Raw genomic sequence first — 23,102 nt, forward strand, 5'->3', positions numbered from 1 at the left:
TCTCCCTGCCGTTTTCCGTTCTTCGACGCGGGGTGCGGCAGTCGATACCGCTGGTCAGACAACGTTGCTCTTTGCGTAAGATATATCTTAAGTTGTATCTAAATCAGACAGAGGCTACGACCATGAGAGACCCTCATCATCACCGAGACCACGGTGACAGCCGCGACGGCTTCGAAAAACGCCCCGGCCGCGAACGCGGCGGACGTGGCCCACGTGTATTTGCGCCGGGTGATCTGAAATTGCTGCTACCGGCACTGATCGCCGAGCAGCCTTGCCACGGCTATGACCTGATCCGCAAGATCGAAGCCCTGTTCGACGGTGCCTACAGCCCCAGCCCGGGCGTGATCTACCCCACGCTGACCTTCCTGGAGGAAAGCGAATTGATCAGCGGCGACGCCGAAGGCGGAAAAAAACGCTACACCATCACCGACGCCGGCCGTCTCTTCTTGAGCGAACAAGCGGTTGCCCTCGATGGCATTCGCCTGCGCATGGACGTAAGCAAGCGCTCGCTGCGCGGGCATGATCGTCCGCCGGAAATCCACGAGGCGGTGCATAACCTGCGCCACGCCTTGCATTCGCACCACGGGCGCTGGAGCCCGGAAGAAATCGTGCGGGTCGCCGCGTTGCTCAACGGCACCGCCCAAGCCATCGCTGACGGGAAAGCTCAATGAATAGGCCAGTCATCCACCGCGTCACCCACGAAATCAAACGCCGCCGCCTCGACGTGCTGCGCGTTGTCGATATCACCCCACGCATGCGCCGCATCACCCTGGGCGGGCCGCAGCTGGCGGGCTTTATCAGCCTGGGCAGCGACGACCACGTCAAGCTGTTGTTCCCGCGCGACGCCGCCGAACAGGCCGCACTGGAGAGCCCGACGTTCAACATCAAGGGCGATGGCCCGCAACCGGCCATGCGCGACTACACGCCACGCCGCCATGACGCGCAACGCGGCGAACTGGACATCGACTTCGTGCTGCATGGCGACGGCCCCGCCTCCACCTGGGCCGAACAGGCCACACCCGGCCAGCACCTCTACATCGGCGGGCCAAGGGGCTCGTTGATCGTGCCCGACATATTCGACAGCTACCTGCTGATCGGCGACGAAACCGCGCTGCCGGCCATCGGTCGACGCCTGGAAGAACTGCCGGCCGGGCGCACGGTATTGGCGGTGATTGAAATCGCCGATGCGGCGGAGCAACAGCTACTGCACAGTGCAGCCAATGTGAAGGTCATTTGGGTGGTGCGTGGCCAGGATGACCTGGTTCAGACGGTGCAGAACCTGAGGATGCCTGAGGGTTCGCTGTACTGCTTCGTGGCGACCGAAACCAAGGTGTCGCGCCAACTGCGCCGGGTGCTGCTCGACACGCACCGTGTGAACGAGGAGTACCTCAAGGCTGTCGGTTACTGGCGCGCCGACGGTAGCGAAGAGGAATAACTCGTCCCTCCAGAACAGAGGATGATCCAATCCCGATAGCAGCATGTCAGCCAACGATGAACCGGCTGACATGCCCACATCAGAGCGATGGCGACCGCAAAGACTTGTCCACCCCCACCACCACTGCCGCAATCAGCACAAACCCCGCCAGAATCCCCCCGGCATTCACGAACACCTGGGGATAACCCAGCGTACTCACGTCGATGAACGGGTACTGATATTGCCCGAGCAGATCGCCACGCAGCAGCGCGTAGCCGAAATACACCAGCGGGTAGATCACCCACAGGCCGATGTGCGTAAAGCGCAACTGCCCCTTGGGCACGTACCGCCACCAATACACCGCGAACAGCACGGGCATGACGTCGTGCAGCAGTTCGTCGGCAATGAATTGGAAACCTTCGGGCTGCCACAAATGCCGCAGCAACAGGTTGTAGGCCAGGCCCACCACCACGATGCTCACCGCGATGCCACTGCTCACCGCTGGCGCGAGAAAAAATCGCCGCGCCGCCGAGGGGCGATTGACCAGGACATAGCTGAGCACCACCACCGCCAGGGTGTTGGTCAACACGGTGAAGAAACTGAAAAAGTTGATCAGCCCACCCATCAGGCTGGCGCCGGACGTCCAGCGCGAATAGAAAATCAGGTACTGCTGAATCGCCAGGCCCACCCAGCCGGCCAGTGCCGCTGCCGCCGCATACCGCTTCATGGGTTCAATCCAACGGTCGTTTGGTGCGCATCAGCTTCACGTATAGCCCTTCGACTTTTTCCCGCGCCCATGGGGTTTTGCGCAGGAAGGTCAGGCTCGACTTGATGCTCGGGTCGCTCTTGAAACAGCGAATATCAATGCGCTCGGCCAGGCCTTGCCATTCGTAATGCTCCACCAATGTGGTGAGGATGTGTTGCAGGGTGACGCCATGGAGAGGGTCGTTGCTTGTCGCGGTCATGCCAGGCCTATGAAGAATCGGGTCGGAAGGGTGCACACCTTATCACCCCGTCAGACCAGGTAAAAAAGTTCCCGTTCCCCGGCAAAAAGGAATGTTATATTGTAACTATAACTTTCAAATCTTTTCGTCGCTTTTCCAAGGAATGTCCGATGTCCCTCCCCTCCTTCTGGCGCTTGACCCCACTCGCCGCCGCGCTGCTGATCTGCACCGAAACCCACGCCCTTGAGCTGCCAACCCAGGTGGTCACCGGCAACCCGCTGGGCAGCGAACAACTGGCCTCGCCCACCACCGTGCTGGAGGGCGATGAACTGACCCTGCAGCAAAAAGGCAGCCTGGGTGAAACCTTGAATAAACAGCCGGGGGTGTCCTCGTCGTACTTTGGTCCAGGTGCCAGCCGGCCGATCATTCGCGGCCAGGATGGCGACCGCATTCGCCTGCTGCGCAATGGCGTGGGCGCGCTGGATGCGTCGTCGCTGTCCTACGATCATGCGGTGCCGCTGGACCCGGTCAATGTGGAGCGCATTGAAATTGTGCGCGGCCCGGCGGCGCTGTTGTATGGCGGCAGCGCCATCGGTGGCGTGGTCAATACTTTCGACAACCGCATCCCCACCGAAGCCATTGAAGGTATCCAGGGCGCCGGTGAGCTGCGCTACGGCGGCGCGGACACCACCCGCAGCAGCGCCGGCAGATTGGAGGCCGGCAACGGTGCGTTCGCCCTGCACCTGGACGCCAGCGCGCGGGCGTTCAACGATCTGAAAATCCCCGGCGACGCACGCAGCCGGCACGCACCGGACAGCGACGACGGCCCCGGCAGGAACGGTCGCCTGGGCAACAGCGACGGGCGTCAGGACGGCGGCGCGGTGGGCGGTTCCTACACCTGGGACGACGGCTACGCCGGGCTGTCCTACAGCAACTACGACAGCAACTACGGCTCGCCCGCCGAACAGGACGTGCGTATCCGCATGCAGCAGGATCACTACGCCTTCGCGTCGCAGATCCGCAACCTGCAGGGGCCGTTCACCTCGGTAAAACTCGACGCGGGCTACACCGATTACGAACACCGCGAAATCGAAGGCGGCGAGACCGGCACCGTGTTCAAGAACAAAGGCTACGAAGCCCGAGTGGAAGCGCGGCACCAGCCTATCGGGCCGCTCAATGGTGTGGTCGGCGCGCAGGTGACGCGCAACGAGTTCTCGGCCCTGGGCGAAGAAGCCTTTGTGCCGCAAACCGACACCACCGCTGGCGCGCTGTTTATCCTCGAAGAACTGCAGGCCACCGAACGCCTCAAGCTCAGCCTTGGCGGGCGCCTGGAGCACACCCAGGTCGACCCCGACGCCAAAGGCAACGCACGTTTCGCCGGTGCCGACCAAAGCAATACCTTCACCGCCGGCAGCCTGTCGTCGGGCGCGGTGTATACGCTGACGCCAATCTGGTCCCTGGCCGCGACCCTGGGCTACACCGAACGGGCGCCGACATTCTATGAGCTGTACGCCAACGGTGCGCACGTCGCCACCGGCACCTTTGAATTGGGCGATGCCAACCTGAAAAAAGAAAAAGCCGTGTCCAGCGACCTGGCGCTGCGTTTCGACAATGGCACTCACAAGGGCAGCTTCGGCGTGTTCTACAGCCACTTTTCCAATTACATCGGTTTGTTGGGCACCGGTCGTACGCTGAACGACGAAGGTGAAGAAGATCCGACGGGCATCCCCGAGTACGAATACTCCGGTGTGCGTGCGCGATTCGCCGGCTTCGAAGCCCAGGATCACTGGAAACTCGGCGAAAGCGCCTACGGCAAGTTTGCGCTGGAATTGTCAGGCGATTACACCCGCGCCACCAATCTGGACACCGGCGAAGCCTTGCCGCGCATTGCGCCATTGCGCCTGAACAGCGGCCTGCTGTGGGAACTGGACCGCTGGCAGGCGCGCATCGACGTGGAACACGCCGCCGGCCAGGGCCGCGTACCGGATAACGAAAGCGGCACCGACGGCTACACCACCCTGGGCGCCAGCACCGGTTACCGCTTCAATGTCGGCACCAGCCAGTGGCTGGCATTCGTGAACGGCGAAAACCTCACCAACCAGACCGTGCGCTATGCCAGCTCGATCCTGCGCGACATCGCCCCGGCACCGGGCCGTAGCGTGCAGGTGGGCGTTCGCACGACCTTTTAAAAAGCCGAGGCTCTTGTGGTGAAGGGGCCGGCCTCGCGCGAGGCAAGCTCGCTCACCACAAAAAAATCGCTTCTTTTCAGCAAAGAAAATGTAGACACCCGTGCTGTGCGCTGTGGGAGGGGGCTTGCCCCCGATGGCCATCGAGTCTCACAGGCTGACCCACAACGGTGTGGTGAGCGGGCTTGCCCCGCGCGGGGGCAGTTCGTTCGCCATTCAACTCAAGGCTGAAACCACCGTGTATGCAGCGACGTTCTGTCACTGTTACCAAATCGGAAATGATGCATCTTGCGATTTGCGCTTTCTCTCGGCGCGTCATCTCTTTATCCTTGCCGCAACAAACTGAAACGTTTCACGCCTGCGGTCGATCCCATCTTGCCGAATATCTCCCATACCCAAGACAGCGCTGTCTTATCTCGACCTGCGCCTGGGGTTCAATCGCCCGCCGGTGGATAACCCGCCATCCCCCACAAAAACCGAAATAACGCTGAACCAAGCCCGCGCCGAATCGTCATCTACAGTGAGTGAAGCACGGGGTTACACAACTATTCCAACGTCACGGAGAAACACACTATGAGCACTGATGGTGCTTCGAGCCCAAGCCGCCTGCTGCCTAGGCTGCTCGGCGTCTTGCTGCTGATCATGGGCCTGGCCCTGCTGGCCGGCGGTATCAAGCTGACTACGCTCGGCGGGTCGCTGTACTACCTGTTGGCCGGTATCGGTATTACCCTCACCGGCGTTCTGCTGCTGGCCACCCGCCGCGCGGCGCTGGGCCTGTACGCACTGGTGCTGTTTGCCAGCACCGTGTGGGCATTGTGGGAAGTCGGCCTGGATTGGTGGCAACTGGTACCGCGCCTGGCGCTGCTGTTCGCCCTGGGCATCGTCATGCTGCTGCCGTGGGTTCGCCGTCCGTTGCTGCGCGGCCAGCCTGCGCCGCTGGGCACCGGCGCGCTGAGCGTGGCCGTGGTGCTGGCCGGTGCGACCGCCCTGGCCAGCCAATTCACCAACCCCGGTGAAATGGTCAAGACCGGCGAACTGGACCGTGACGCCGTGCCGGGCATGGCCAGCGCTGCGCCGGCCCAGGCCGATGGTGACTGGAATTCCTACGGCCGTTCGGCCTTTGGTGATCGCTACTCGCCGCTGGCGCAGATCACTCCGGAGAACGCGCACAAACTGGTGCCGGCGTGGACCTACCGCACCGGCGACATCCCAGGCCCTAACGATCCGGGCGAGACCACCGCGGAAAACACCCCGCTGAAAGTCAACGGCATGCTCTACGTGTGCACACCGCACAGCCAAGTGATCGCGCTGGACCCGGACACCGGCAAGGAAATCTGGCGCTTCGATCCGAAGATCAGCAGCCAGGGTGCCGAGAACTTCAAAGGCTGGGCGCACATGACCTGCCGTGGCGTGTCGTATCACGATGACGCCGCCTATGCCTCCGAACAGAGCCCGACCGGCAGCGCCAGCCCGGCCGCCGCGCCGAATGCCTGCCCGAAACGCATCTTCGTACCGACCGCCGATACCCGCCTGATCGCCCTGAACGCCGACACCGGCAAAATGTGCGAAGACTTCGGCGACAAAGGCCAGGTCGACCTGCGTGCCAATATCGGTAGCTTCGCCCCAGGCGGTTACTACTCCACTTCGCCACCGGCCGTGACCAAAAACCTGGTGGTCATCGGTGGTCATGTGACCGACAACGTTTCCGTCGACGAGCCAAGCGGTGTGATCCGCGCATTCGACGTGCACACCGGCAAGCTGGTGTGGAACTGGGACAGCGGCAACCCGGACGACACCACCCCGTTGGCCGAGGGCAAGACCTACACCCGTAACTCGCCGAACATGTGGTCCATGTTCGCCGTGGACGAAAAACTCGGCATGCTCTACCTGCCGATGGGCAACCAGATGCCCGACCAGTATGGCGGCGACCGTACCGATGATTCCGAGAAGTACGCTGCGGGCCTGACCGCGCTGGACATCGACACCGGTCACGTGAAGTGGACCTTCCAGTTCACCCACCATGACCTGTGGGACATGGACGTCGGCGGCCAGCCTTCGCTGATCGACATCAAGACCGAAGCCGGCGTGAAGCAGGCGGTGATGGCGTCGACCAAGCAGGGCAGCATCTATGTGCTGGACCGTGCAACCGGCCAGCCGGTGGTGCCGATCCACGAAGTGGCTGTGCCGCAAGGCGCAGTGGCGGGCGACCGTACCTCCCCGACCCAGCCGAAGTCCGAGCTGAACTTTATGCCACCGCCGCTCAAAGAGCGTGACATGTGGGGCGTGACGCCATTCGACCAGATGCTGTGCCGTATCGATTTCAAATCCATGCGCTATGACGGTCCGTTCACCCCGCCGTCGCTGCAGGGTTCGATCGTGTACCCAGGTAACTTCGGCGTGTTCGACTGGGGTGGCATTTCCGTCGACCCGGTACGTCAGATCGCGTTCGTAAACCCGAGCTACATGGCGTTCAAATCCAAACTGATCCCGGCCGCCGAGATCGCCAAGCAAGGCCCGCGCGTCAGCGAAACCGAAGGCGTGCAACCGAACAAAGGCGCGCCGTACGGTGTGATCCTCGAAGCTTTGCTGTCGCCGATGGGCTTGCCTTGCCAGGCGCCGGCGTGGGGTTATGTGGCGGCGGTCGACCTGACCACCCACAAAACCATCTGGATGCACAAAAACGGCACCGTGCGTGACAGCTCGCCGGTTCCAGTGCCGCTGACCATGGGCGTACCGAGCCTGGGCGGCACCTTCACCACCGCCGGTGGTGTGGCGTTCCTCAGCGGCACCCTGGACCAGTACCTGCGTGCCTATGACGTGAAAAACGGCAAGCAACTGTGGGAAGGCCGCCTGCCAGCCGGCGCCCAGACCACCCCGATGACCTACACCGGCAAGGACGGCAAGCAATACGTGCTGGTCATGGCCGGCGGTCACGGCTCCCTGGGCACCAAGCAGGGTGATTATGTGATGGCGTTCAAACTGCCGGACTAAGCGTTACCGGCAGCAAGATAAAGGCGGCTTCCCTTACGGGTAGCCGCCTTTTTCATGGGTTCAATACGGCTGCTGGTCAGCCAATAAAAAGTTCTCACTGCCCCGCCGCCATAGGGGCACAGCTATCTACAAGCCTTCGAAAACATGCGGTTCTTGTGGTGAGCAGACCTGCTGTGGTGAGCAGGCTCACCACAAGGTTGTGGGTCAGCCTGTGAGGTTTATATAGATGCCGCAGGCCATCGGGGGCAAGCCCCCTCCTCCACTGGAAAGGGGTTGGAGCTGAAGTCAGTGCTCGATCACTTCGCCGCGCATGGGCGCCAGGCGAGCGAGCAGGCGGTTTTGTGTGGGCACTGGGATCCCTTCGCTGTCCATCGCTTTGATCAGATCCTCCACCAATGCGTTGAAGTCACTGCGGCTGACGTTCTGGCCTTTGTGGCTCTCGGCCATGCTGTCGCCGGTGTAGGTGCATGGGCCACCGGCTTCGACGCAGAACTGTTCGATCAGTTTGTTGCGCAGGCGCTGGATGTCGATACGCCGGAAGCGCTCGACGATGCGGTCGTCGCGGGCGATGTTGAGCAGCATGCCTTCGACGATGCGAGTGATGCCGGGCATGGCACCGAGGTCGCGGTAGAGGCTGTCGTCCTTGGGCGGTTGCTGGGCGCAGGCGCTGAGCAGCGCCAGCAGCAGCACGGGTAATACACGCATCAGAAACTCCCCTGGACAGACAGGTAGGTGCCGTTCTGGTTATCCAACGTGGCGATCTCGCCAAGGCGGGCATAGGCCAGGACAAACGACACCTGCTTGCTGGGGAAGTAAGCCAGAAACACATCCGCCCAGTCGCTTTCACCGGCGAACGACAGGTTGTTGGGTTTCTCGCGGTACTCCACGCCCAATGCCCAGCGTGGGTTGAACAACAGCGCCACCGAGCCCTCCTTGAGCAGGCTGCGACGGTCGCGGCGGTCGCCACCGAAGCCGAGCAGGCCGGTTTCATTGGCGCGGCTGTAGCGCAGGCCGCCGTTGACCAGCACGTTGTAGCCAAAGGCTGCGCCCATGAACAGACGGCTGGCGGCCAGGTAGCCTTCCACGTCGCTGTCACGCTTGGCGCCGACCAGGCGCGGAATATCGAACGTATTCTGATGCTTGTATTGCAGGCCCAGTGAAACCTGGGGCAAGCGGTCGTAGATCACATCGCCGAGCAGCCGCACTTTTATCCCCAGCACATCCTGGCCGAGGTGGTCGTCGGGTAGGTTCAGCTTATGCACCAAGGTGCCCAGGTCAAAACGTTGCCGAGCGAAGGAGACTTCCACGCGGTTGTCGTAGGCCAGCGCCAACCCGGCGACATCGAGCCGATAATCCGGCAGATTGACCGTGGTGGCGAACGCCGTCGCGCCCCACTCGTGTTGTTCGCCATAACCGCTGAGCACCGCCCACGGCGTGATGCCGCCACCCGCCGCGCCCTCCAGGCTGCTGGCGCCGCCGGTGGCGATCAGGCGACCGTTATCGGCCAGGGCGGCGGGCAGGCTCAGGCTGGCCATGCAACCGATCAGTAGAGAAAGACGCACGTCATAGCCCTCAATGCACCTGCGAAGTTTGCGCACTGAGAGGCAAGGCCACCCAGGCTTCAAAAGCGTCGGCGCTCAAGGGCCGACTGATCAGATAGCCCTGCGCCGTATCGCACTGCCAGCGCTCCAGCAGGCGCAGGCTGTGGGCGTATTCGACGCCTTCGGCGACCACCTTGAGGCCCAGGTTGTGGCTCATCTCGATGGTCGAGCGCACGATCACCGCGTCTTCACTGGTTTCATCCAGGTTGCGCACGAACGACTGGTCGATCTTCAGTTCCTGCACCGGCAGGCGCTTGAGGTGGGCCAGTGACGAATAGCCGGTGCCAAAGTCATCCACCGACAGGCTGATGCCACAATCACGCAGCAGGTGCAGCACCTTCAGGGCCTTTTCCGGCTCGCGCATCACCGCACTCTCGGTGATTTCGAACACCAGTTGTTCGGCCGGCAGGCCATAGCGCCGCAGCAGCGTCGAGACGCGGTGGGCCAGCTCATCGCCGAGCAAGTCCTCGGCCGAGATGTTCAGCGACAGTTGCAGGTACAAGCCGCGTCGGTTCCATTCGCACAACTGGCGGATACCCTCCTCGATAACCCACTGGGTCAGCAACTGAACGCTGCCCGAGCGCTCGGCCAAGGGAATGAATTCCGCCGGCGAGACCATACCGAACTGCGGATGCTGCCAGCGCAACAGGGCTTCGGCCTGGCGCACGTGGCCCTGGCGAATATCCAGTTTGGGCTGGTAATGCAGCAGCAGTTGCCCCTGGCCGGGCGCATGGCGCAGGTCGCGGATCAGGGTGATCTGACGACGGTGGGCGAGGTCGCGCCCCGGTTCGTACACCTGCAGGCGACCGGGCATCTGCGCGGCATCCTTCATGGCGATCGCCGCGCGCTCAAGCAGGCTGTGGGCGGTGTCGCCATCGGCCGGATACGCCGCAATGCCCAGGCGGCAGTCGAGTGCCAGGTCGTGGTCGCCGATACGTTGCGGACGCAACAGCAGTTGCTGGAGCTTGTCGGCCAGGCCTACCGCTTCGTCGCGGCCCGCGCCATCGAGCAGCAGTAAAAACTCGTCGGCCATCAGGTGCGCCAGCGTATCGCGTGGACGCAACGCGGCCTGCAGGCGCCGGCTGACGTTGAGCAGCAGCGCGTCGACGGCCTCCGGCCCGGCGGTTTCGCTGGCGGCGCGCAGGTTGTCGATGCCCAGGCAAATCAACGCCATTGGCCGCTGCATGGCAATCGCACTGCCCAGGCGCTCCACGGCCAGCGCGCGGTTGGGCAACCCGGTGAGCCGGTCATGCAGCGCATTGTGGGCCAGTTGCCGCTCGCGCTCGGCGATGCCGCTTTGCATCGCATTGAGCGCCAGGGCCAGGCGACCCAGTTCATCGCTGCGGGTCAGGGTCACCGGGGTCTGGTAGTTGCCCTGCCCGATGCGCTCGGCCGCCTGGGCCAGTGTCTGCACCGGCCGCGATACACCACGCGCCAGCAGCAAGGCGCCGATCAACGACGCCGCCAGCGCGACCAGGGCGATGGCGAGGATCTTTTCGTCCAGCGGCACAAAGGCTTGCATCGCCGAATCCAGTGGGCTTTGCAGCAACGCCAGCACCTGACTGTCGGCATTGGTGGCCAATACCAGCGATTGGCTGAGAAAACGGTGTTCGAGGTGCTCGGTGGTGGACACACCCTCATGCCTGGATGGCCCGAGCATCAGGCTGACGATACTGTCGCGCAGTACCTGGGGTTGGGTGCTGACCAGCGTTCCCGGCTGCTGGCGGTCGATGGCCAGGAACGACACCTCCAGGTTGCTCAACGAGCGCAATTCATCGGCGAATGCCGTGTCCATGCTGAAGCCCATCACCACCCGTGCGATCGGCAACGGCGCCAGCACCGGCGCTTCCACCAGCAGGTGCGGGGTGCCCTGCAATGGCACGATCAACAGCGCGGCCTGGCGCTGGCGGCGCATTTCGCGCAACGCCTGGTCATAGCGAAAACTGGAACCCTCGGCGACTTCGTCGACGGTGCTGGCCAGGACTGTGCCGTCCATGCCCAGCAGGATCATGTCGCTGGCATTGATGCGTTTGCCGTGGTTGAGCAGCACCGAGCGCATCGTCGCCGAATCGCCACTGGCCACGGCATCGCGAAAGCCGAAGTCGGCGGCCAGCAATTGCACACCGTCGGCCAGGCGCCGGCCGCGTACATCCAGCAAACGCTCGAACACCCGCGTCCCCACCTCCAACTGTGCCGATGCCTGGCCCTGGACAGCCTGGCGGGTGGCGACCTTGACGCTGAAATACAACGCACCGATCACCACCAGCAGCAGCAGGATCAGGACCGTGGCGACCCGCGCCTGGTAACTACTGCGCAGTTTCACGGGCAGCTCGATTGAAAGCGTCGCCGAAGGCCGTCGGGGCCGGGGGCAGGTCCGCCGACGCGGGCTCAAGTGTGAGCAGCATACGGTGGCTCAGGCCTGCGGCGGGAATATGCAGGGTGCCACCGTCCATCGGCTGCAGATCGGCCAGTTGCGGGTGCCACACCGTGGCGCGGTAATCGCCCGGAGTCAGTTGCTCCAGGCGCACGCGGCCCTGGGCATCACTGACGCCGAAGTGCGGATCGTCGGTCACGTAGATGTAGCCGAGCATCCAGTCATGGATATTGCAGCCCAGCACTACCACACCCGGCTTGTCGAACAGCAGCGGCGCCGTCGGCGTGCCTTCGTACAGGCGCAGCTCGAAGCGCTTGGCGGTCGAAAAGGAATACACCTGGTGGCGAATATTGTCGCTGTTGGGGAACCGCACCTGCGTGCCGGTATGCACCGCCAGCACATGCGGCGCGAAGCGCTGGCCGCGTTGGTCCATCTCGGCGCTGGATACGACGGCCGCCGCGCCGGCCGGGCCTTGCAGCGTCACCACCGCGTCGGCGACCGGGCGCCCGTCGGCCTGCTGCATCAGCACTTCAAGGGTCGCTGCCGAAGCAGGACCGGCCGCCGCCAGCAACAGTATTAGGTGGGATAACAGGTGAACACATCGGGCCATGGGAGATCCGGTAGAAAACGGCCAGCCTTGGCGAAAAAGAACGATCACAGCCATGATGCCGCAATCAAGGCAAATTGCCACCATTGAGCCACGGGAGACGCCAAACCGTTGGTCGGTAAAAAACGCTGCAATCGGTCAGGCTGCATCACTGTTATCGACCCTCTGCGAAAAAGCTGAAGCCGGCCAAGGCGATTGCTAGACCGCCGTGCGTTCGCGCCGCATCCACATTTCAAAGGCCATCGCGTTGAGTGGCCGGCTGATCAGGTAACCCTGGGCGGTATCGCAGTTCCATTGCTTGAGCAGCCTCAGGCTGGGTTCGAACTCCACGCCTTCGGCGACCACCTTGAGTCCCAGGTTATGGCTCATCTCGATGGTCGAGCGCACGATCACCCCATCGCCGCCATCGCTGTCGAGGTTGCGCACGAACGACTGGTCGATCTTCAACTCCTGCACCGGCAGGCGCTGCAACTGGGCCAGAGAAGAATAACCGGTGCCGAAATCATCCACCGACAGGCTGATGCCGCAGCCACGCAATTGCTCGAGTACGCTCAGGGCCTGCCGCGGGTCGTGCATGATCGCGCTCTCGGTGATTTCGAACAGCATCTGGCGGGCCTCCACACCATGCTGCGCGAGCAACGTGGTCACACGGATCGCCAGGTCGTCGTCGGCCAGGTCGTCCACCGAGATGTTCACCGACAGTTGAATCAGCAGGCCTCGCCGTGCCCAGTCGGCGATCTGGCGGATGGCTTCCTCGATCACCCACAAGGTGAGGCTGGACATACTGCCGGTGCGCTCGGCCAGGGGGATGAACTCGGCGGGCGAGACCAACCCCAGCCTGGGATGCTGCCAACGCAGCAGCGCCTCGGCCTGGCGGACCTGGCCGTGCTTGAGGTCGAGCTTGGGCTGGTAGCACAGGTGCAGCGCGCCTTCGGCGGCGGCGCGGCGCAAGTCGCGGATCAGGGTGATCTGGCGTTGGTGGGCCAGGTCGCGGTCCTGCTGATAGATCTGCAGATGGCCCGGCAGGGTCGCCGCGTCGTGACGGGCGATGGCGGCGCGGCTGATCAGCTCTTCCACCTGCTGACCATCGGTGGGGTACGCCGCGATGCCGATGCTCACTTGATGGCGCAGTTCGTCGCGGCCGATGCGCTGGGGTTCGGTGAGCAGCGCATAGAGACGGTCGGCGCGGGCCACGGCACGGTCGACCTGGGTATTTTCCAGCAACAGTAGAAATTCGCTGCCGGACACACGTGCCGCCGTGTCGCTGGCCAACAGGCTCATGGACAGGCAGCGGCTGGCTTCGCGCAACATCTCTTCGACGCCCTGGGGGCCGAAGCCTTCGTTGATTGCGCGGTAGTTTTCGATACCCAGGTACAGCAGCACCACCGGCCGCCGCGCACTGATCGCACTGCCCAGGCGTTCCATGGCCAGGGCACGATTGGGCAGGCCGGTGAGGGGGTCGTGCAGAGCGTTATGGGCCAGCTGCCGTTCACGCATGGCAATCGCGCTTTGCATGGCGTTGAACGCCCGCGCCAGCAGGCCGAACTCATCGTGGCCCCGCACCCGCACCGGCGTGCGGTAGTCACCGGCACCGATCCGCCCGGCAGCTTCCACCAGGGCAGTGAGCGGCCGCGACACGCGCCGCGCCAGGAACAATGCGCCGGCCAGTGACACCACCAGCACCGCCAGGGCAATCCCGAGGAATTGCCGATCCAGCGGCGCGAAGGCTTCCACGGCATGGTCCAGCGGGCTTTGCAGCAGCACCCGCACGTCATCACCCTCGCCCGTGTTGCCCAGCGACCGCACCTGGCTGAGCACACGCTCGCCGTAGAAGCGATGGATATGCGCCTCGGTGCCCGGGTGAGCGCCACGCAACAGGTTGAGCACTGCGGCCTGATAGGCGTCGGGCTGGGTGCTGAACAATTGACCGGCCTCCCCGTCCCGCACGCTGAGGAACGACACCTCCAGGTTGCTCATGGAGCGCAGCTCATTGGCGAACAATGTGTCCATGGGAACGCCCATGACCACACGAGCGATGGGCACGTCGTCGACCACCTCGTCCTGCACCAGCAGGTAGGGGCGCCGATCCATGGTCACAATCAATATTTGCAGGCCGCTGCGCCGTGCGCGACGCAGTGCGTCGGCATAGGGGAAGGCCTGGCCGCGGGTGAACCCAGGCGCGGTGCTGACCCTTACCGTACCGTCCAGGCCCAGCACCAGCACTTCGCTGGAACGAATGCCGCTGCCGTGGCGCTGCAGCGCCGCCAGGATCGACGCGCTGTCGCCGTCGGCCACTGCATGCACGAAGGGGCCATCGGCGGTGAGCCAGTCAAGGTCGTATTGCAGGCGCCGGCCTCGCAGATCCAGCAGGCGTTCGAACACCTGGCTGCCGGTTTTCAGTTGGGCTCGCGCCTGGTTTTCCACGGCGCGAGTGGTGGCGGCCTGGACCGCCAAGTAGGTAGCGACGACCACCACCAGCAGCAGCAACGCCCACACGCCGGCGATGCGGGTCTGGAACGTATGGCGCCACGTCATCGGCGTGCCCTCTGGCAACGTTCGTATGTTTGTGCCACTGCGTCCCTGTGTCATGTGCATTCCCTGCGACAGCTGACCTGGCGTCAAAAATACCCGTCCCATTCGGGTATTCGTGTTGAGCAGATTAGCTCGCGGCAGGCGCTTGTCCACCCAATAAAACCGGGGGCCTGGCCGTCAGCTTATTGGCGACAGAGGGTTGGCTTTGCGCGTCAGGCCGGCCCTCGCGCGCGCATGAAATCACCCCAGCGGCGCACCAGGTAATTGTGCTCGTCCATTACCGAGTTCCACACCGCGATATGGCCCATGCGCTGTTCGTAGGAACCGCCGTCGCGCACCTCGCCCCGGTCGATCAGCGGCAGGCCGTCGCTGCCCGGCAGTTCTTCGCGTGCGGGTTTGCCGGCGTACCAGTAATCCCACTCGGCGGCGCTCAGGTGGTCGCGACTACGGGCCGGGTTGCCGATGTAATAGCCCTGGCGCGCCATCACCGCACCGGGCCAGCCCGACAGCCACCAGTTGAGGTAGGCATAGGCGGCGTCCAGCACCGGCCCCTGGGCATGGCGTGACAGCGACAAGCCACCGAACCAGGCGCGATAACCTTCACGCGGCACCGCCAGGCGGTATTTAACGCCGGCACGATGCAGGCGCATCAGGGTCGGCGACCACAGACTCTGGATATCAATATTCGGGCTGAGCATCAGTTGCGCGGCTTCTTTGTCGTCCGACCAGAACGCTGCGAAGTGCCCTTCCTTCTGCTTGCGCACCAGGATATCGGCGAGCACGTCGATGTCTTCGATGCTCATGTTGCCAATGTCCTTGAAGCTGGCGAGCCCGGCGCCCTGCACCGCCAACGCGGCATCCAGCGCGCCGATGGCGGCGTCGCTTTGCAGCGCGGTACGCGCGCGCCATGCCGGGTCCAGCAGCCAGCCCCAGCTTTCATTGCCGTGGCAAAAGCCGTCGGGCAGACGCTCCGGGCGGTAGGCAAAACTGTCGGCATTGTGGGTCAGGGGCAGCATGCTGATGCGTTCGGTCACGGTGCTGCCGAGGCTGCCGTCGTGCTGCACGAACAGGCGCTCGCTGGGCACGCTGCCGCTGCCCAGGCGGTCACCGGGGCTGAGGCGCCCGCGCTTGGGCAGGTCGTTGATCTCGTGCCACAGCGCGATGCGTCGCGTGTCGATGGGCTGGATCGCCCGCGCCGGCCAGACGAAATCGACGTTATGGAACCATTGGTCATAAAGGTCGTAGCTGTCGGGTTGCATCACCGCAATGCGCTGGGCCTGCTCGACATCGTGCACCTGGTAGACCAGGCGGATGCCAAGTTCCTGCTCGGCCCGCACGCGCAAGGTTTCGAGCAAGGTCACGGAGGTGCCGAGGACGCGCAGCGTAATCATCGGGCGAACCGCCGCGAAAACACCTCGAACGATCGGCGTAACCGCGCGGCATCCAGGCCGCGCAGGATAAATACCAAGCGTGATTGGCGGTCGCTGCCCGGCCATGCAGGCAAGTGCACCGGCGCATGCAGGCAATGCTGCACGCCATGAATGACGATGGGGGCGGTACTGGCGTTCACGTTGAGCAGTCCTTTGACCCGGAGGATTCGGTCGCCGTGGCATCTTAGCAGCATCGACAACCACACCCCGAAGCCCACCCAGTCCAGCGGCTGTTCGAAGGTCAGGCAGCACACCTGCGCGGCGCCGTGGGTCGCGGTGGTGGATCGGTGCAATTGCCAGCGCTGCACCTCCAGCGCGGGCTCGGCGCTGCGCACACCTTCGCCCAGCAGCAATTGGTCGCCGCTGAGGATGGCGTGGGTATCGAGGATCGGTGTACCGGCGTTCAGCGCCCGCAAATGCGCGCGCAACCACGTGCAGTCGCCGGCCAGGTCGGTCTTGCTCAGCAGCAGGCGGTCGGCCGCCGCTACCTGAGCCAGCCACTCAGGGTGCAGACGCTCCTGCAGGGCGGCGTGGCTGGCGTCCACTAACGTGATGACCAGGCCTATATGGAAACGCCCGCGCAGTTGCGCGTCATTGTTCAGTGTGGCCAGGATCGGCGCCGGGTCGGCCAGGCCGGTGGTTTCCAGGATCACGCGCTTGAACGCCGGGATCTCACCGCGCTCGCGGCGCTGCAACAGGGCCAGCAGCGCGTCTTTCAACTCGCCGCGAATCGAACAGCAGATACAGCCGCCGGGCAGCAGCACGGTGTCCGGCGCGACCTCTTCGACCAACAGATGGTCAATGCCCACATCGCCGAATTCGTTGATCAACAACGCCGTTTCGCCCAGGCTTTCACCTTGCAACAGGCGCGTGAGCAAGGTGGTCTTGCCGCTGCCGAGGAAGCCGGTGATGACATTCAAGGCAATGCTCATGAGGTTGACTCCAAGTGATCCAACAGCCTTGGGTCGAGCGGGTCCAACGGGCGGCCGAGCATGCTTTCGGCCGCCTGCCAGAGCTGATCCAGGCCGCTGGCCAGGGCCTGTTTGCCGGTCGCGCCCATCAGCAAATAGGAGGCGCCCTGGAAGTCTTCGACTTTGAGGCGGAACACTGCGAGCACCTGGTTGATCGCGGCGATGCGGCGCAGGCGCTCACGGCGCCTGGGCACGGCATCGCCCAAGGGGTCGCTCCAATGCAGGTCTTCGCCGAGCAGTCCGCAGAGTCCGCACATGGCTATACCCCGCTCATGGCATGACATCGCCGGCATTCGGGCCCAGCGTCTGGCCGACGAACAGATTGCCGCCCGGCTCGCTGGCCAGCAGCACGGCGGTGGGCGCCACTTCATCGGCCAGGCCGAAGCGACCCAGAGGTAACTCGGCAGCCTTGGCGCGTTTCCAGGCCGCGCTGATCCCGCCTACCAACGGCGTTTCGATCGGGCCGGGGGCGATGGCGTTGACCAGCACGTTGTCCTTGGCGACTTCCAGAGCCAGGGACTTGGTAAAGCCAATCACCCCGGCCTTGGCGGCGGCGTAGTGGCTCAGCTCGGCGCCGCCCTTGATGCCCAATTGCGAGGCCACGTTGATAATCCGCCCCCAGCGCTGCGCCAGCATGTGCGGCAAGGCGCGCTGACTGGCGACGAATACGCTGGTGAGGTCGACGCGCAGCATGTCGTTCCACCTTTCGATGGACAGATCGACGCAACGCGCCTGGGTCAGCATGCCGGCGTTGTTGACCAGAATATCGATGCCGCCGAAGTGCTCGACACACCGGTCGACCCCGGCCTGAGCGCCTTCGACCGTACCGACATCGGCCACGCACTCGACCACCTCGGCCCCCAGGTTGCGGCAGGTGATGGCGGTTTCGGCGAGGCTGGCGGCATTGCGGTCGGCCAACAACAGGCGCGCACCTTCAATTGCAAAGGCCCGGGCAATGGCGGCACCAATGCCGCTGCCGGCACCGGTGATCACAGCGCGACGATCAGTGAGTTGGGGCATATCGATTCTCCAGAAACAAACACAATTCCAATGTGAGAGGGGTCTGCCCCCCGATTGCAGCGGTTCAGCCAGGACAGCTGTGTCTGGCACACCCCCATCGGGGGCAAGCCCCCTCCCACAGTTGAAGCCAGTACATCCGCCGGGCCAGTGTCCTTCCAATGTGAGAGGGAGCTTGCCCCCTCACACCGTTAAAGCGAGTACATCCGTCGGGCAGCGGCATTCCAATGTGGGAGGGGGCTTGCCCCCTCCCACCGTTAAAGCGAGTACATCCGTCGTCCAGCGGCATTCCAATGTGGGAGGGAGCTTGCCCCCTCCCACCGTTAAAGCGAGTACATCCGTCGGGCAGCGGCATTCCAATGTGGGAGGGGGCTTGCCCCTGATTGCGGCGGTTCAGCCAGGACAGCTGTGTCTGACCCACCACCATCGAGGGCAAGCTCCCTCCCACCCATCAGTCAGGCCAGCGTACGGTCAGGCCACCGTCGATGACGATGCTCTGGCCGGTCAGGTAGCTGGACGCATCACTGGTCAAGAACTGCACCAGCGACGCCACTTCATCCGCCCGCCCTACCCGGCCCAACGGAATAGCGCGGGCGGCTTTGGCCAGGCCTTCAGGGCCGAGGGAGTTTTTTGCGTCCAGGGACTGCGGCGTCTCGATCAACCCCGGGATCACTGCGTTGCACCGAATGCCCAGTGGCGCCAGTTCCACCGCCAGGGAGCGGCATAACCCCGGCACACCAGCCTTGGCGGCGGCGTAGTGACTATGGTCCTGCCAGCCATACACGCCGCCGGCAATCGACGAGATTGCCACCAAGGCGCCGCCCTCGCGCATATGCCGGCTGGCGGCGCGGAACGTGCGCATGACGCCGGTCAGGTCGACATTGAGCATCTCGTTCCACAGCGCATCGGTCATCTCCAGCAACGGTGCGCGACGCAGCAGGCCGGCGTTGGCCACCGCATAGTCGAGCCGACCGAAATGCTGCATGGCCTGTGCGGCCAAGGCGTCCACCGAGGCGGTGTCGCCCACGTCCAGCGGCAGCATCAGGCACACGCCGCCGGCCTGTTGCACCAGGCTCACGGTGGTGTGCGGGTCATGGGGATCGGCCGGGAAATACCCGCCCACCACCGTCACGCCGCTGCGCGCATAGGCCACGGCGAGGGCTTGGCCGATGCCGCTGGCGGCACCGGTGATCAAGGCAACTTTACGATTCATCTCCCACTCCTTACTGCACGGTTTCCGGGCGGACATGGCGCGCGGCGAACATCAGCGCACCGGACAGGAAGCACGGCACCGCGCCGAACCACAGCGCGGCGGTCTGCCAGTCGCTGCCGGCGGACAACACCTGGGTGGCACCAAAGCCTGCCACCACCGCACCGATAGGCCCCATGGCATGGATGATCGCGCCGCCGGTGGCGCGGATGCTGGTGGGGAAGCTTTCGCTGATAAAGAACAGCGCCGCCGAGTACGGCCCGATCAGGAAGAACAGGCCCAGGCTATACAAACCGACCACCATGGCCATGTTGCTGGGGCCGAACAGCATGCCGGCGAACGACAGGCCGCCAAGCATCCAGCCCAGGCCGATCACATTGCGGCGGCCGATCTTGTCGCCCATCCAGCCATGGCTGAGGTAGCCGCAGTAACCCACCAGGTTCGACAGCACCAGGATGATCAGCGAGTTCTCGAACGAGATGTGGTGCACGCTGACGATCACCGACGTGCCCAGCACACTGAACACCTGGATCGCCGCCCAGTTGAGCAACAGCGCGGCGCCGATCACCAGGGTGGCGCGGCGTGCCGGACCACGGAACGCAGCTTTGAGCCCGGCCTTGCTGTGTTCGTCGTAGTCCACGCCATAGGTCGCGGCGACGTTCTGCGCTTCGTTCACCGCGCCGCTTTTACGCAGCTCGCTGATGCGCTGATGGATCTGGAACTGCGGGCTCTCCTTGAGCTTGCGCGCCATGATTGCGATGACGATGGCCGGGATCGCCGCGAAGATAAAGCAGCCCTGCCAGCCGATAACCGGCAGCAATAACGCGGTCAACCCCGCCGCAATCAACGCCCCTACCGGCCAGCCGCCCTGCACCAGGCTGTAGATGAAGCCGCGACGTTTGGTCAGTCGCGGGTCTTGCGAGGCGCCGTACAGTTCGGTCAGGTAGGTGGCGTTGACGGTTTCTTCGGCATAGCCCAGACCGCCCAGGGAACGGATCAGAATCAGCGGCGACTTGCCCCATGCCCCGCCGATCGCGGTCAGCGCCGAACACAGCGCCGACCCGGCCACGGTGAAAATAATCCCTTTGCGTCGCCCCAACTTGTCGACGATGGGGCCGATGGCCAGGGCGACTACGGCGGTGCCCACCGCCACCCAGGTCGCGATCTCGGCTTGCTCCACTTCGCCCCAGCCGAAATGCCGGCCGATCTCCGGCAGCAAGGTGCCGAACAGGATGAAGTCGTACACCGCAAACACCCAGGCGAAAAACGCGATCCAGGTGGCGAAGCGCACTTCCTGGGACGACAGTTGCCGGGGCTTCCAACCGGTCAGGTCAAGCTTGTTGTAGATGGACATGGGTGGCGCCTCAAGGGATGGGGTCAGGTACGCGGTTGGCGACGGATAAAGTCGTCGGCGATTTCATCGAACGTGACAAAACGCACCCCGGCATGGCCCTGGATGTGCTCGATCAGGCGCTCGAGCATCAGCAGCACTTGCGGACGGCCGGATACGTCGGGGTGGATGGTCATGGTGAACACCGCGTGTTCGTGTTCGCGGTAGACCCAGTCGAACTGGTCGCGCCACATTTCTTCGAGGTGACGCGGGTTGACGAAGCCGTGGCTGTTGGGGGCTTTCTTGATGAACATCATCGGCGGCAGGTCATCCAGGTACCAGTTGGCCGGGATCTCCACCAGGTCGGTTTCTTCGCCGCGCACCAGGGGTTTCATCCAGGTGTCGGGGTGCTGGCTGTAGTCGATCTTGGTCCAGCTGTCGCCCTTGCGTACGTAGTAGGGGTGGAAGTCGTTGTGCATCAGGCTGTGGTCGTACTTGATGCCTTTTTTCAGCAGCAGCTCGTTGGTGACCTTGCTGAATTCCCACCACGGCGCAACGTAGCCGGTGGGGCGTTTGCCGGTGACCTGGGTGATCAGTTCGATGGACTTGTCGAGGACGATTTCTTCCTGCTCGGCGGTCATCGCAATCGGATTTTCGTGGCTGTAGCCATGCACACCGATTTCGTGGCCGGCCTCGGCCACCGCCTTCATCTGCTCGGGGAAGGTTTCCATCGAGTGACCGGGAATAAACCAGGTGGTGCGCAGGCCGTAGCGCTCGAACAACTTGAGCAGGCGCGGCGCGCCGACTTCGCCAGCGAACAGGCCGCGGGAGATGTCGTCCGGCGAGTCTTCGCCGCCGTAGGAACCGAGCCAGCCGGCGACGGCGTCAACGTCGACGCCAAATGCACAGAGGATGTCTTTAGCCATGGTGTGTCTCCTTAAACGTTAAGTACGGATTCGACGGACAACGCGGCGCGCAGCAGGCGCGCGTCCTCCCCCGTCGGGGCGCTGAGCAGCATCCCGGTGGGCAGGCCCAGGGCGTCGCGGCCGCTGGGCAGGGTCACGCCGGGCATGTCCAGCAGGCTGCCGGGCATGGTCAGGCGCAGGGTGGCGAGGTTGGTGGTGGCGAAGAGTTGATCGTCGGCTTCCAGTGGGGCCAGGGGCGGGGCGACGTGGGCGACGGTGGGTGTGATCAGGATCGCGCCGTCGAGGTCGTCGACCACGTGTTGTTGCAGGCGTTGGCGCGCTTCGATCAGGCCGATCAACTGGCTGGCCGGCAGGCCGCGCGCGGTTTCAAGGCGGCGCCGCACGCGTGGATCAAGTTGCGCGGCGTGGCAGCTGTCGAGCAGGGCCTCGTGCAGGGCGAAGGCTTCGAAGGCACCGAGCCAGCCTTGTTGCTGGATCAGTTCCAGCGTGGCCTTGAAAGCCGGGCTTTCCCGATTTTCGATCAAAGCACCGGCGGCCTTCAGTTGCTCCACGGCGCGCAGCAGGTTATTGCCCACGGCCGGCTCAACGTTGCTCAGCACACTGTGCTCCAGCACAAACCGCTGCCCCTTGAGGCTGCGCGGCATGTGACGTTGAGCTCGGCCGTGGAGCAGATCGTCCAGGGTCAGTGCATCGCGCACGCTGCGCGTCAACGGGCCAAGGCTGTCGAGGGTACGGGCCAGGGGGAAGACGCCGTCGCGGCTGTAGCGCCGGCTGCTGCTGCGATACCCCACCAGGCCGTTGAGCGCCGAGGGGATGCGGATCGACCCGGCGGTGTCGGTGCCCATGGCGATCGGCACGATACCGGCGGCGACGGCCACCGCCGAACCGGACGACGAGCCGCCGGGTATCCGCGGCTGATCGCTGCCATAGGGGTTGTGCGGCGTACCGTAATGCGGGTTGAGGCCCAGACCGGAATAGGCCAGTTCACTGAGGTTGGTTTTGCCGACGCTGACCATCCCAGCGCGGCACAACAGGCCGACAATGGGCGCATCGAGCACGGCGGCGGGCGCATTACGACGGTAGGCGGTGCCGGCGGTGGTGACGCTGCCGGCGACGTCGAACAAGTCTTTCCACGCCAGGGGCACACCATCGAACCCGCTCAGTGGCTGACCGGCACGCCAGCGGGCGGCGGCGGCCTCGGCTTCACGGCGGGCGCGCTCGGCGGTGAGGCTGATAAACACGCTGCTCGACCGTTGGGCCTGGTCGAGCGCATGTTCAAGCGCTTGCACCGGATCGCTGCGACCGCTGGCGAAATCCTCGGCCATTGACGTGGCATCTGGCATCATCACACCCCCACCCTAAAACGTACATATTAATAAAATGTACATTTTGCAAAGGCAGTATCCGTGCCAGCCTGTGTTCGTGGGTTGACGATTAATCCGTGGCTGTCGCTAAGAATCGCGGGATAGAGGCTTTTCCAACGTTGGAAAAATCTGACGGGTAAAGGAAATCTCCGCCAGGCCCAAATAATGTATGTTTTATTAATAAATACATTTTGGTGCAGAAAAG

Annotated in this window: 19 protein-coding genes; 4 read left to right on the forward strand and 15 right to left on the reverse strand. The window is 63.9% G+C overall.

All coding sequences use genetic code 11. The features are described from left to right. Window positions 1-122: 122 nt before the first annotated feature. Together QRN10_RS02415 and QRN10_RS02420 are read left to right on the forward strand one after the other, a co-directional pair. Entirely contained in the window at window positions 123-671 is a 549-nt protein-coding gene (locus tag QRN10_RS02415) for a PadR family transcriptional regulator (protein ID WP_181081868.1), read from the forward strand. Then, a complete protein-coding gene (locus QRN10_RS02420; protein WP_181081867.1) occupies window positions 668-1,435 on the forward strand; it encodes a siderophore-interacting protein in 768 nt (255 codons plus the stop codon). The genes QRN10_RS02415 and QRN10_RS02420 overlap by 4 nt, the downstream gene beginning before the upstream one ends. Window positions 1,436-1,514: 79 nt before the next feature. Here QRN10_RS02420 and QRN10_RS02425 read toward each other — a convergent pair whose 3' ends face one another. Continuing rightward, window positions 1,515-2,141, reverse strand: a complete 627-nt coding sequence (locus QRN10_RS02425; RefSeq protein ID WP_285427785.1) for a Pr6Pr family membrane protein — start codon at window positions 2,139-2,141, stop codon at window positions 1,515-1,517. A gap of 4 nt (window positions 2,142-2,145) precedes the next feature. Further along, complete coding sequence (locus QRN10_RS02430; protein ID WP_034096082.1) at window positions 2,146-2,379, reverse strand: VF530 family protein; 234 nt, start codon at window positions 2,377-2,379, stop codon at window positions 2,146-2,148. Between the two features lie 149 nt (window positions 2,380-2,528). On the opposite strand from QRN10_RS02430, the gene QRN10_RS02435 reads away from it, so the two are divergent. Then, window positions 2,529-4,547, forward strand: a complete 2,019-nt coding sequence (locus tag QRN10_RS02435) for a TonB-dependent receptor (protein ID WP_285427786.1) — start codon at window positions 2,529-2,531, stop codon at window positions 4,545-4,547. A 570-nt stretch (window positions 4,548-5,117) separates the two neighbouring features. Then, the gene (locus QRN10_RS02440; RefSeq protein ID WP_253510661.1) at window positions 5,118-7,535 is read left to right on the forward strand and encodes a glucose/quinate/shikimate family membrane-bound PQQ-dependent dehydrogenase; all 2,418 of its coding nucleotides are present in this window, start codon (window positions 5,118-5,120) and stop codon (window positions 7,533-7,535) included. A 285-nt stretch (window positions 7,536-7,820) separates the two neighbouring features. On the opposite strand, the gene QRN10_RS02445 is transcribed toward QRN10_RS02440, so the two are convergent. The 13 genes from QRN10_RS02445 to QRN10_RS02505 form a co-directional block, all read right to left on the reverse strand. After that, window positions 7,821-8,240: a group I truncated hemoglobin gene (locus QRN10_RS02445; RefSeq protein WP_370694745.1), complete on the reverse strand. Its 420-nt coding sequence runs from the start codon at window positions 8,238-8,240 to the stop codon at window positions 7,821-7,823. Continuing rightward, entirely contained in the window at window positions 8,240-9,070 is an 831-nt protein-coding gene (locus tag QRN10_RS02450; protein WP_253512057.1) for a DUF3034 family protein, read from the reverse strand. The genes QRN10_RS02445 and QRN10_RS02450 overlap by 1 nt, the downstream gene beginning before the upstream one ends. Window positions 9,071-9,107: 37 nt before the next feature. Further along, entirely contained in the window at window positions 9,108-11,459 is a 2,352-nt protein-coding gene (locus tag QRN10_RS02455) for a putative bifunctional diguanylate cyclase/phosphodiesterase (RefSeq protein ID WP_266248096.1), read from the reverse strand. After that, entirely contained in the window at window positions 11,443-12,120 is a 678-nt protein-coding gene (locus tag QRN10_RS02460; protein WP_285427787.1) for a methylamine utilization protein, read from the reverse strand. The genes QRN10_RS02455 and QRN10_RS02460 overlap by 17 nt, the downstream gene beginning before the upstream one ends. 195 nt (window positions 12,121-12,315) lie before the next feature. Then, entirely contained in the window at window positions 12,316-14,652 is a 2,337-nt protein-coding gene (locus tag QRN10_RS02465) for a putative bifunctional diguanylate cyclase/phosphodiesterase (RefSeq protein ID WP_285427788.1), read from the reverse strand. A gap of 209 nt (window positions 14,653-14,861) precedes the next feature. Then, on the reverse strand, window positions 14,862-16,040 hold the full coding sequence (locus QRN10_RS02470) for an ABC transporter substrate-binding protein (RefSeq protein WP_181078309.1): 1,179 nt from the start codon (window positions 16,038-16,040) through the stop codon (window positions 14,862-14,864). Then, entirely contained in the window at window positions 16,037-17,011 is a 975-nt protein-coding gene (locus tag QRN10_RS02475; protein ID WP_181078312.1) for a CobW family GTP-binding protein, read from the reverse strand. The genes QRN10_RS02470 and QRN10_RS02475 overlap by 4 nt, the downstream gene beginning before the upstream one ends. Continuing rightward, window positions 17,008-17,307, reverse strand: coding sequence for a hypothetical protein (locus QRN10_RS02480; protein WP_181078314.1), 300 nt, complete (start codon window positions 17,305-17,307; stop codon window positions 17,008-17,010). Before QRN10_RS02480 ends, QRN10_RS02475 begins: the two co-directional genes overlap by 4 nt. A 13-nt stretch (window positions 17,308-17,320) precedes the next feature. Further along, window positions 17,321-18,070, reverse strand: a complete 750-nt coding sequence (locus QRN10_RS02485; protein ID WP_253510655.1) for an SDR family NAD(P)-dependent oxidoreductase — start codon at window positions 18,068-18,070, stop codon at window positions 17,321-17,323. A 448-nt stretch (window positions 18,071-18,518) separates the two neighbouring features. Further along, a complete protein-coding gene (locus QRN10_RS02490) occupies window positions 18,519-19,280 on the reverse strand; it encodes an SDR family NAD(P)-dependent oxidoreductase (protein WP_285427790.1) in 762 nt (253 codons plus the stop codon). Between the two features lie 10 nt (window positions 19,281-19,290). Continuing rightward, window positions 19,291-20,631, reverse strand: coding sequence for an MFS transporter (locus tag QRN10_RS02495; protein WP_266248087.1), 1,341 nt, complete (start codon window positions 20,629-20,631; stop codon window positions 19,291-19,293). 23 nt (window positions 20,632-20,654) lie between these two features. Continuing rightward, window positions 20,655-21,533: a polysaccharide deacetylase family protein gene (locus QRN10_RS02500; protein WP_266248086.1), complete on the reverse strand. Its 879-nt coding sequence runs from the start codon at window positions 21,531-21,533 to the stop codon at window positions 20,655-20,657. Window positions 21,534-21,544: 11 nt separating this feature from the next. Next, the gene (locus tag QRN10_RS02505; RefSeq protein ID WP_285427840.1) at window positions 21,545-22,876 is read right to left on the reverse strand and encodes an amidase; all 1,332 of its coding nucleotides are present in this window, start codon (window positions 22,874-22,876) and stop codon (window positions 21,545-21,547) included. Window positions 22,877-23,102 lie beyond the last annotated feature (226 nt).

Source organism: Pseudomonas sp. lyk4-R2A-8 (assembly GCF_030209095.1).
Taxonomy (GTDB): domain Bacteria; phylum Pseudomonadota; class Gammaproteobacteria; order Pseudomonadales; family Pseudomonadaceae; genus Aquipseudomonas; species Aquipseudomonas quebecensis.

Bases quoted from the DNA above. Each gene is read 5' to 3' on its own strand.
- QRN10_RS02415 (WP_181081868.1), top strand. From the start codon at position 123: ATGAGAGACCCTCATCATCACCGAGACCACGGTGACAGCCGCGACGGC.
- QRN10_RS02420 (WP_181081867.1), top strand. From the start codon at position 668: ATGAATAGGCCAGTCATCCACCGCGTCACCCACGAAATCAAACGCCGC.
- QRN10_RS02425 (WP_285427785.1), bottom strand. From the start codon at position 2,141: ATGAAGCGGTATGCGGCGGCAGCGGCACTGGCCGGCTGGGTGGGCCTG.
- QRN10_RS02430 (WP_034096082.1), bottom strand. From the start codon at position 2,379: ATGACCGCGACAAGCAACGACCCTCTCCATGGCGTCACCCTGCAACAC.
- QRN10_RS02435 (WP_285427786.1), top strand. From the start codon at position 2,529: ATGTCCCTCCCCTCCTTCTGGCGCTTGACCCCACTCGCCGCCGCGCTG.
- QRN10_RS02440 (WP_253510661.1), top strand. From the start codon at position 5,118: ATGAGCACTGATGGTGCTTCGAGCCCAAGCCGCCTGCTGCCTAGGCTG.
- QRN10_RS02445 (WP_370694745.1), bottom strand. From the start codon at position 8,240: ATGCGTGTATTACCCGTGCTGCTGCTGGCGCTGCTCAGCGCCTGCGCC.
- QRN10_RS02450 (WP_253512057.1), bottom strand. From the start codon at position 9,070: ATGGCCAGCCTGAGCCTGCCCGCCGCCCTGGCCGATAACGGTCGCCTG.
- QRN10_RS02460 (WP_285427787.1), bottom strand. From the start codon at position 12,120: ATGGCCCGATGTGTTCACCTGTTATCCCACCTAATACTGTTGCTGGCG.
- QRN10_RS02465 (WP_285427788.1), bottom strand. From the start codon at position 14,652: ATGACGTGGCGCCATACGTTCCAGACCCGCATCGCCGGCGTGTGGGCG.
- QRN10_RS02470 (WP_181078309.1), bottom strand. From the start codon at position 16,040: ATGATTACGCTGCGCGTCCTCGGCACCTCCGTGACCTTGCTCGAAACC.
- QRN10_RS02475 (WP_181078312.1), bottom strand. From the start codon at position 17,011: ATGAGCATTGCCTTGAATGTCATCACCGGCTTCCTCGGCAGCGGCAAG.
- QRN10_RS02480 (WP_181078314.1), bottom strand. From the start codon at position 17,307: ATGTGCGGACTCTGCGGACTGCTCGGCGAAGACCTGCATTGGAGCGAC.
- QRN10_RS02485 (WP_253510655.1), bottom strand. From the start codon at position 18,070: ATGCCCCAACTCACTGATCGTCGCGCTGTGATCACCGGTGCCGGCAGC.
- QRN10_RS02490 (WP_285427790.1), bottom strand. From the start codon at position 19,280: ATGAATCGTAAAGTTGCCTTGATCACCGGTGCCGCCAGCGGCATCGGC.
- QRN10_RS02495 (WP_266248087.1), bottom strand. From the start codon at position 20,631: ATGTCCATCTACAACAAGCTTGACCTGACCGGTTGGAAGCCCCGGCAA.
- QRN10_RS02500 (WP_266248086.1), bottom strand. From the start codon at position 21,533: ATGGCTAAAGACATCCTCTGTGCATTTGGCGTCGACGTTGACGCCGTC.
- QRN10_RS02505 (WP_285427840.1), bottom strand. From the start codon at position 22,876: ATGCCAGATGCCACGTCAATGGCCGAGGATTTCGCCAGCGGTCGCAGC.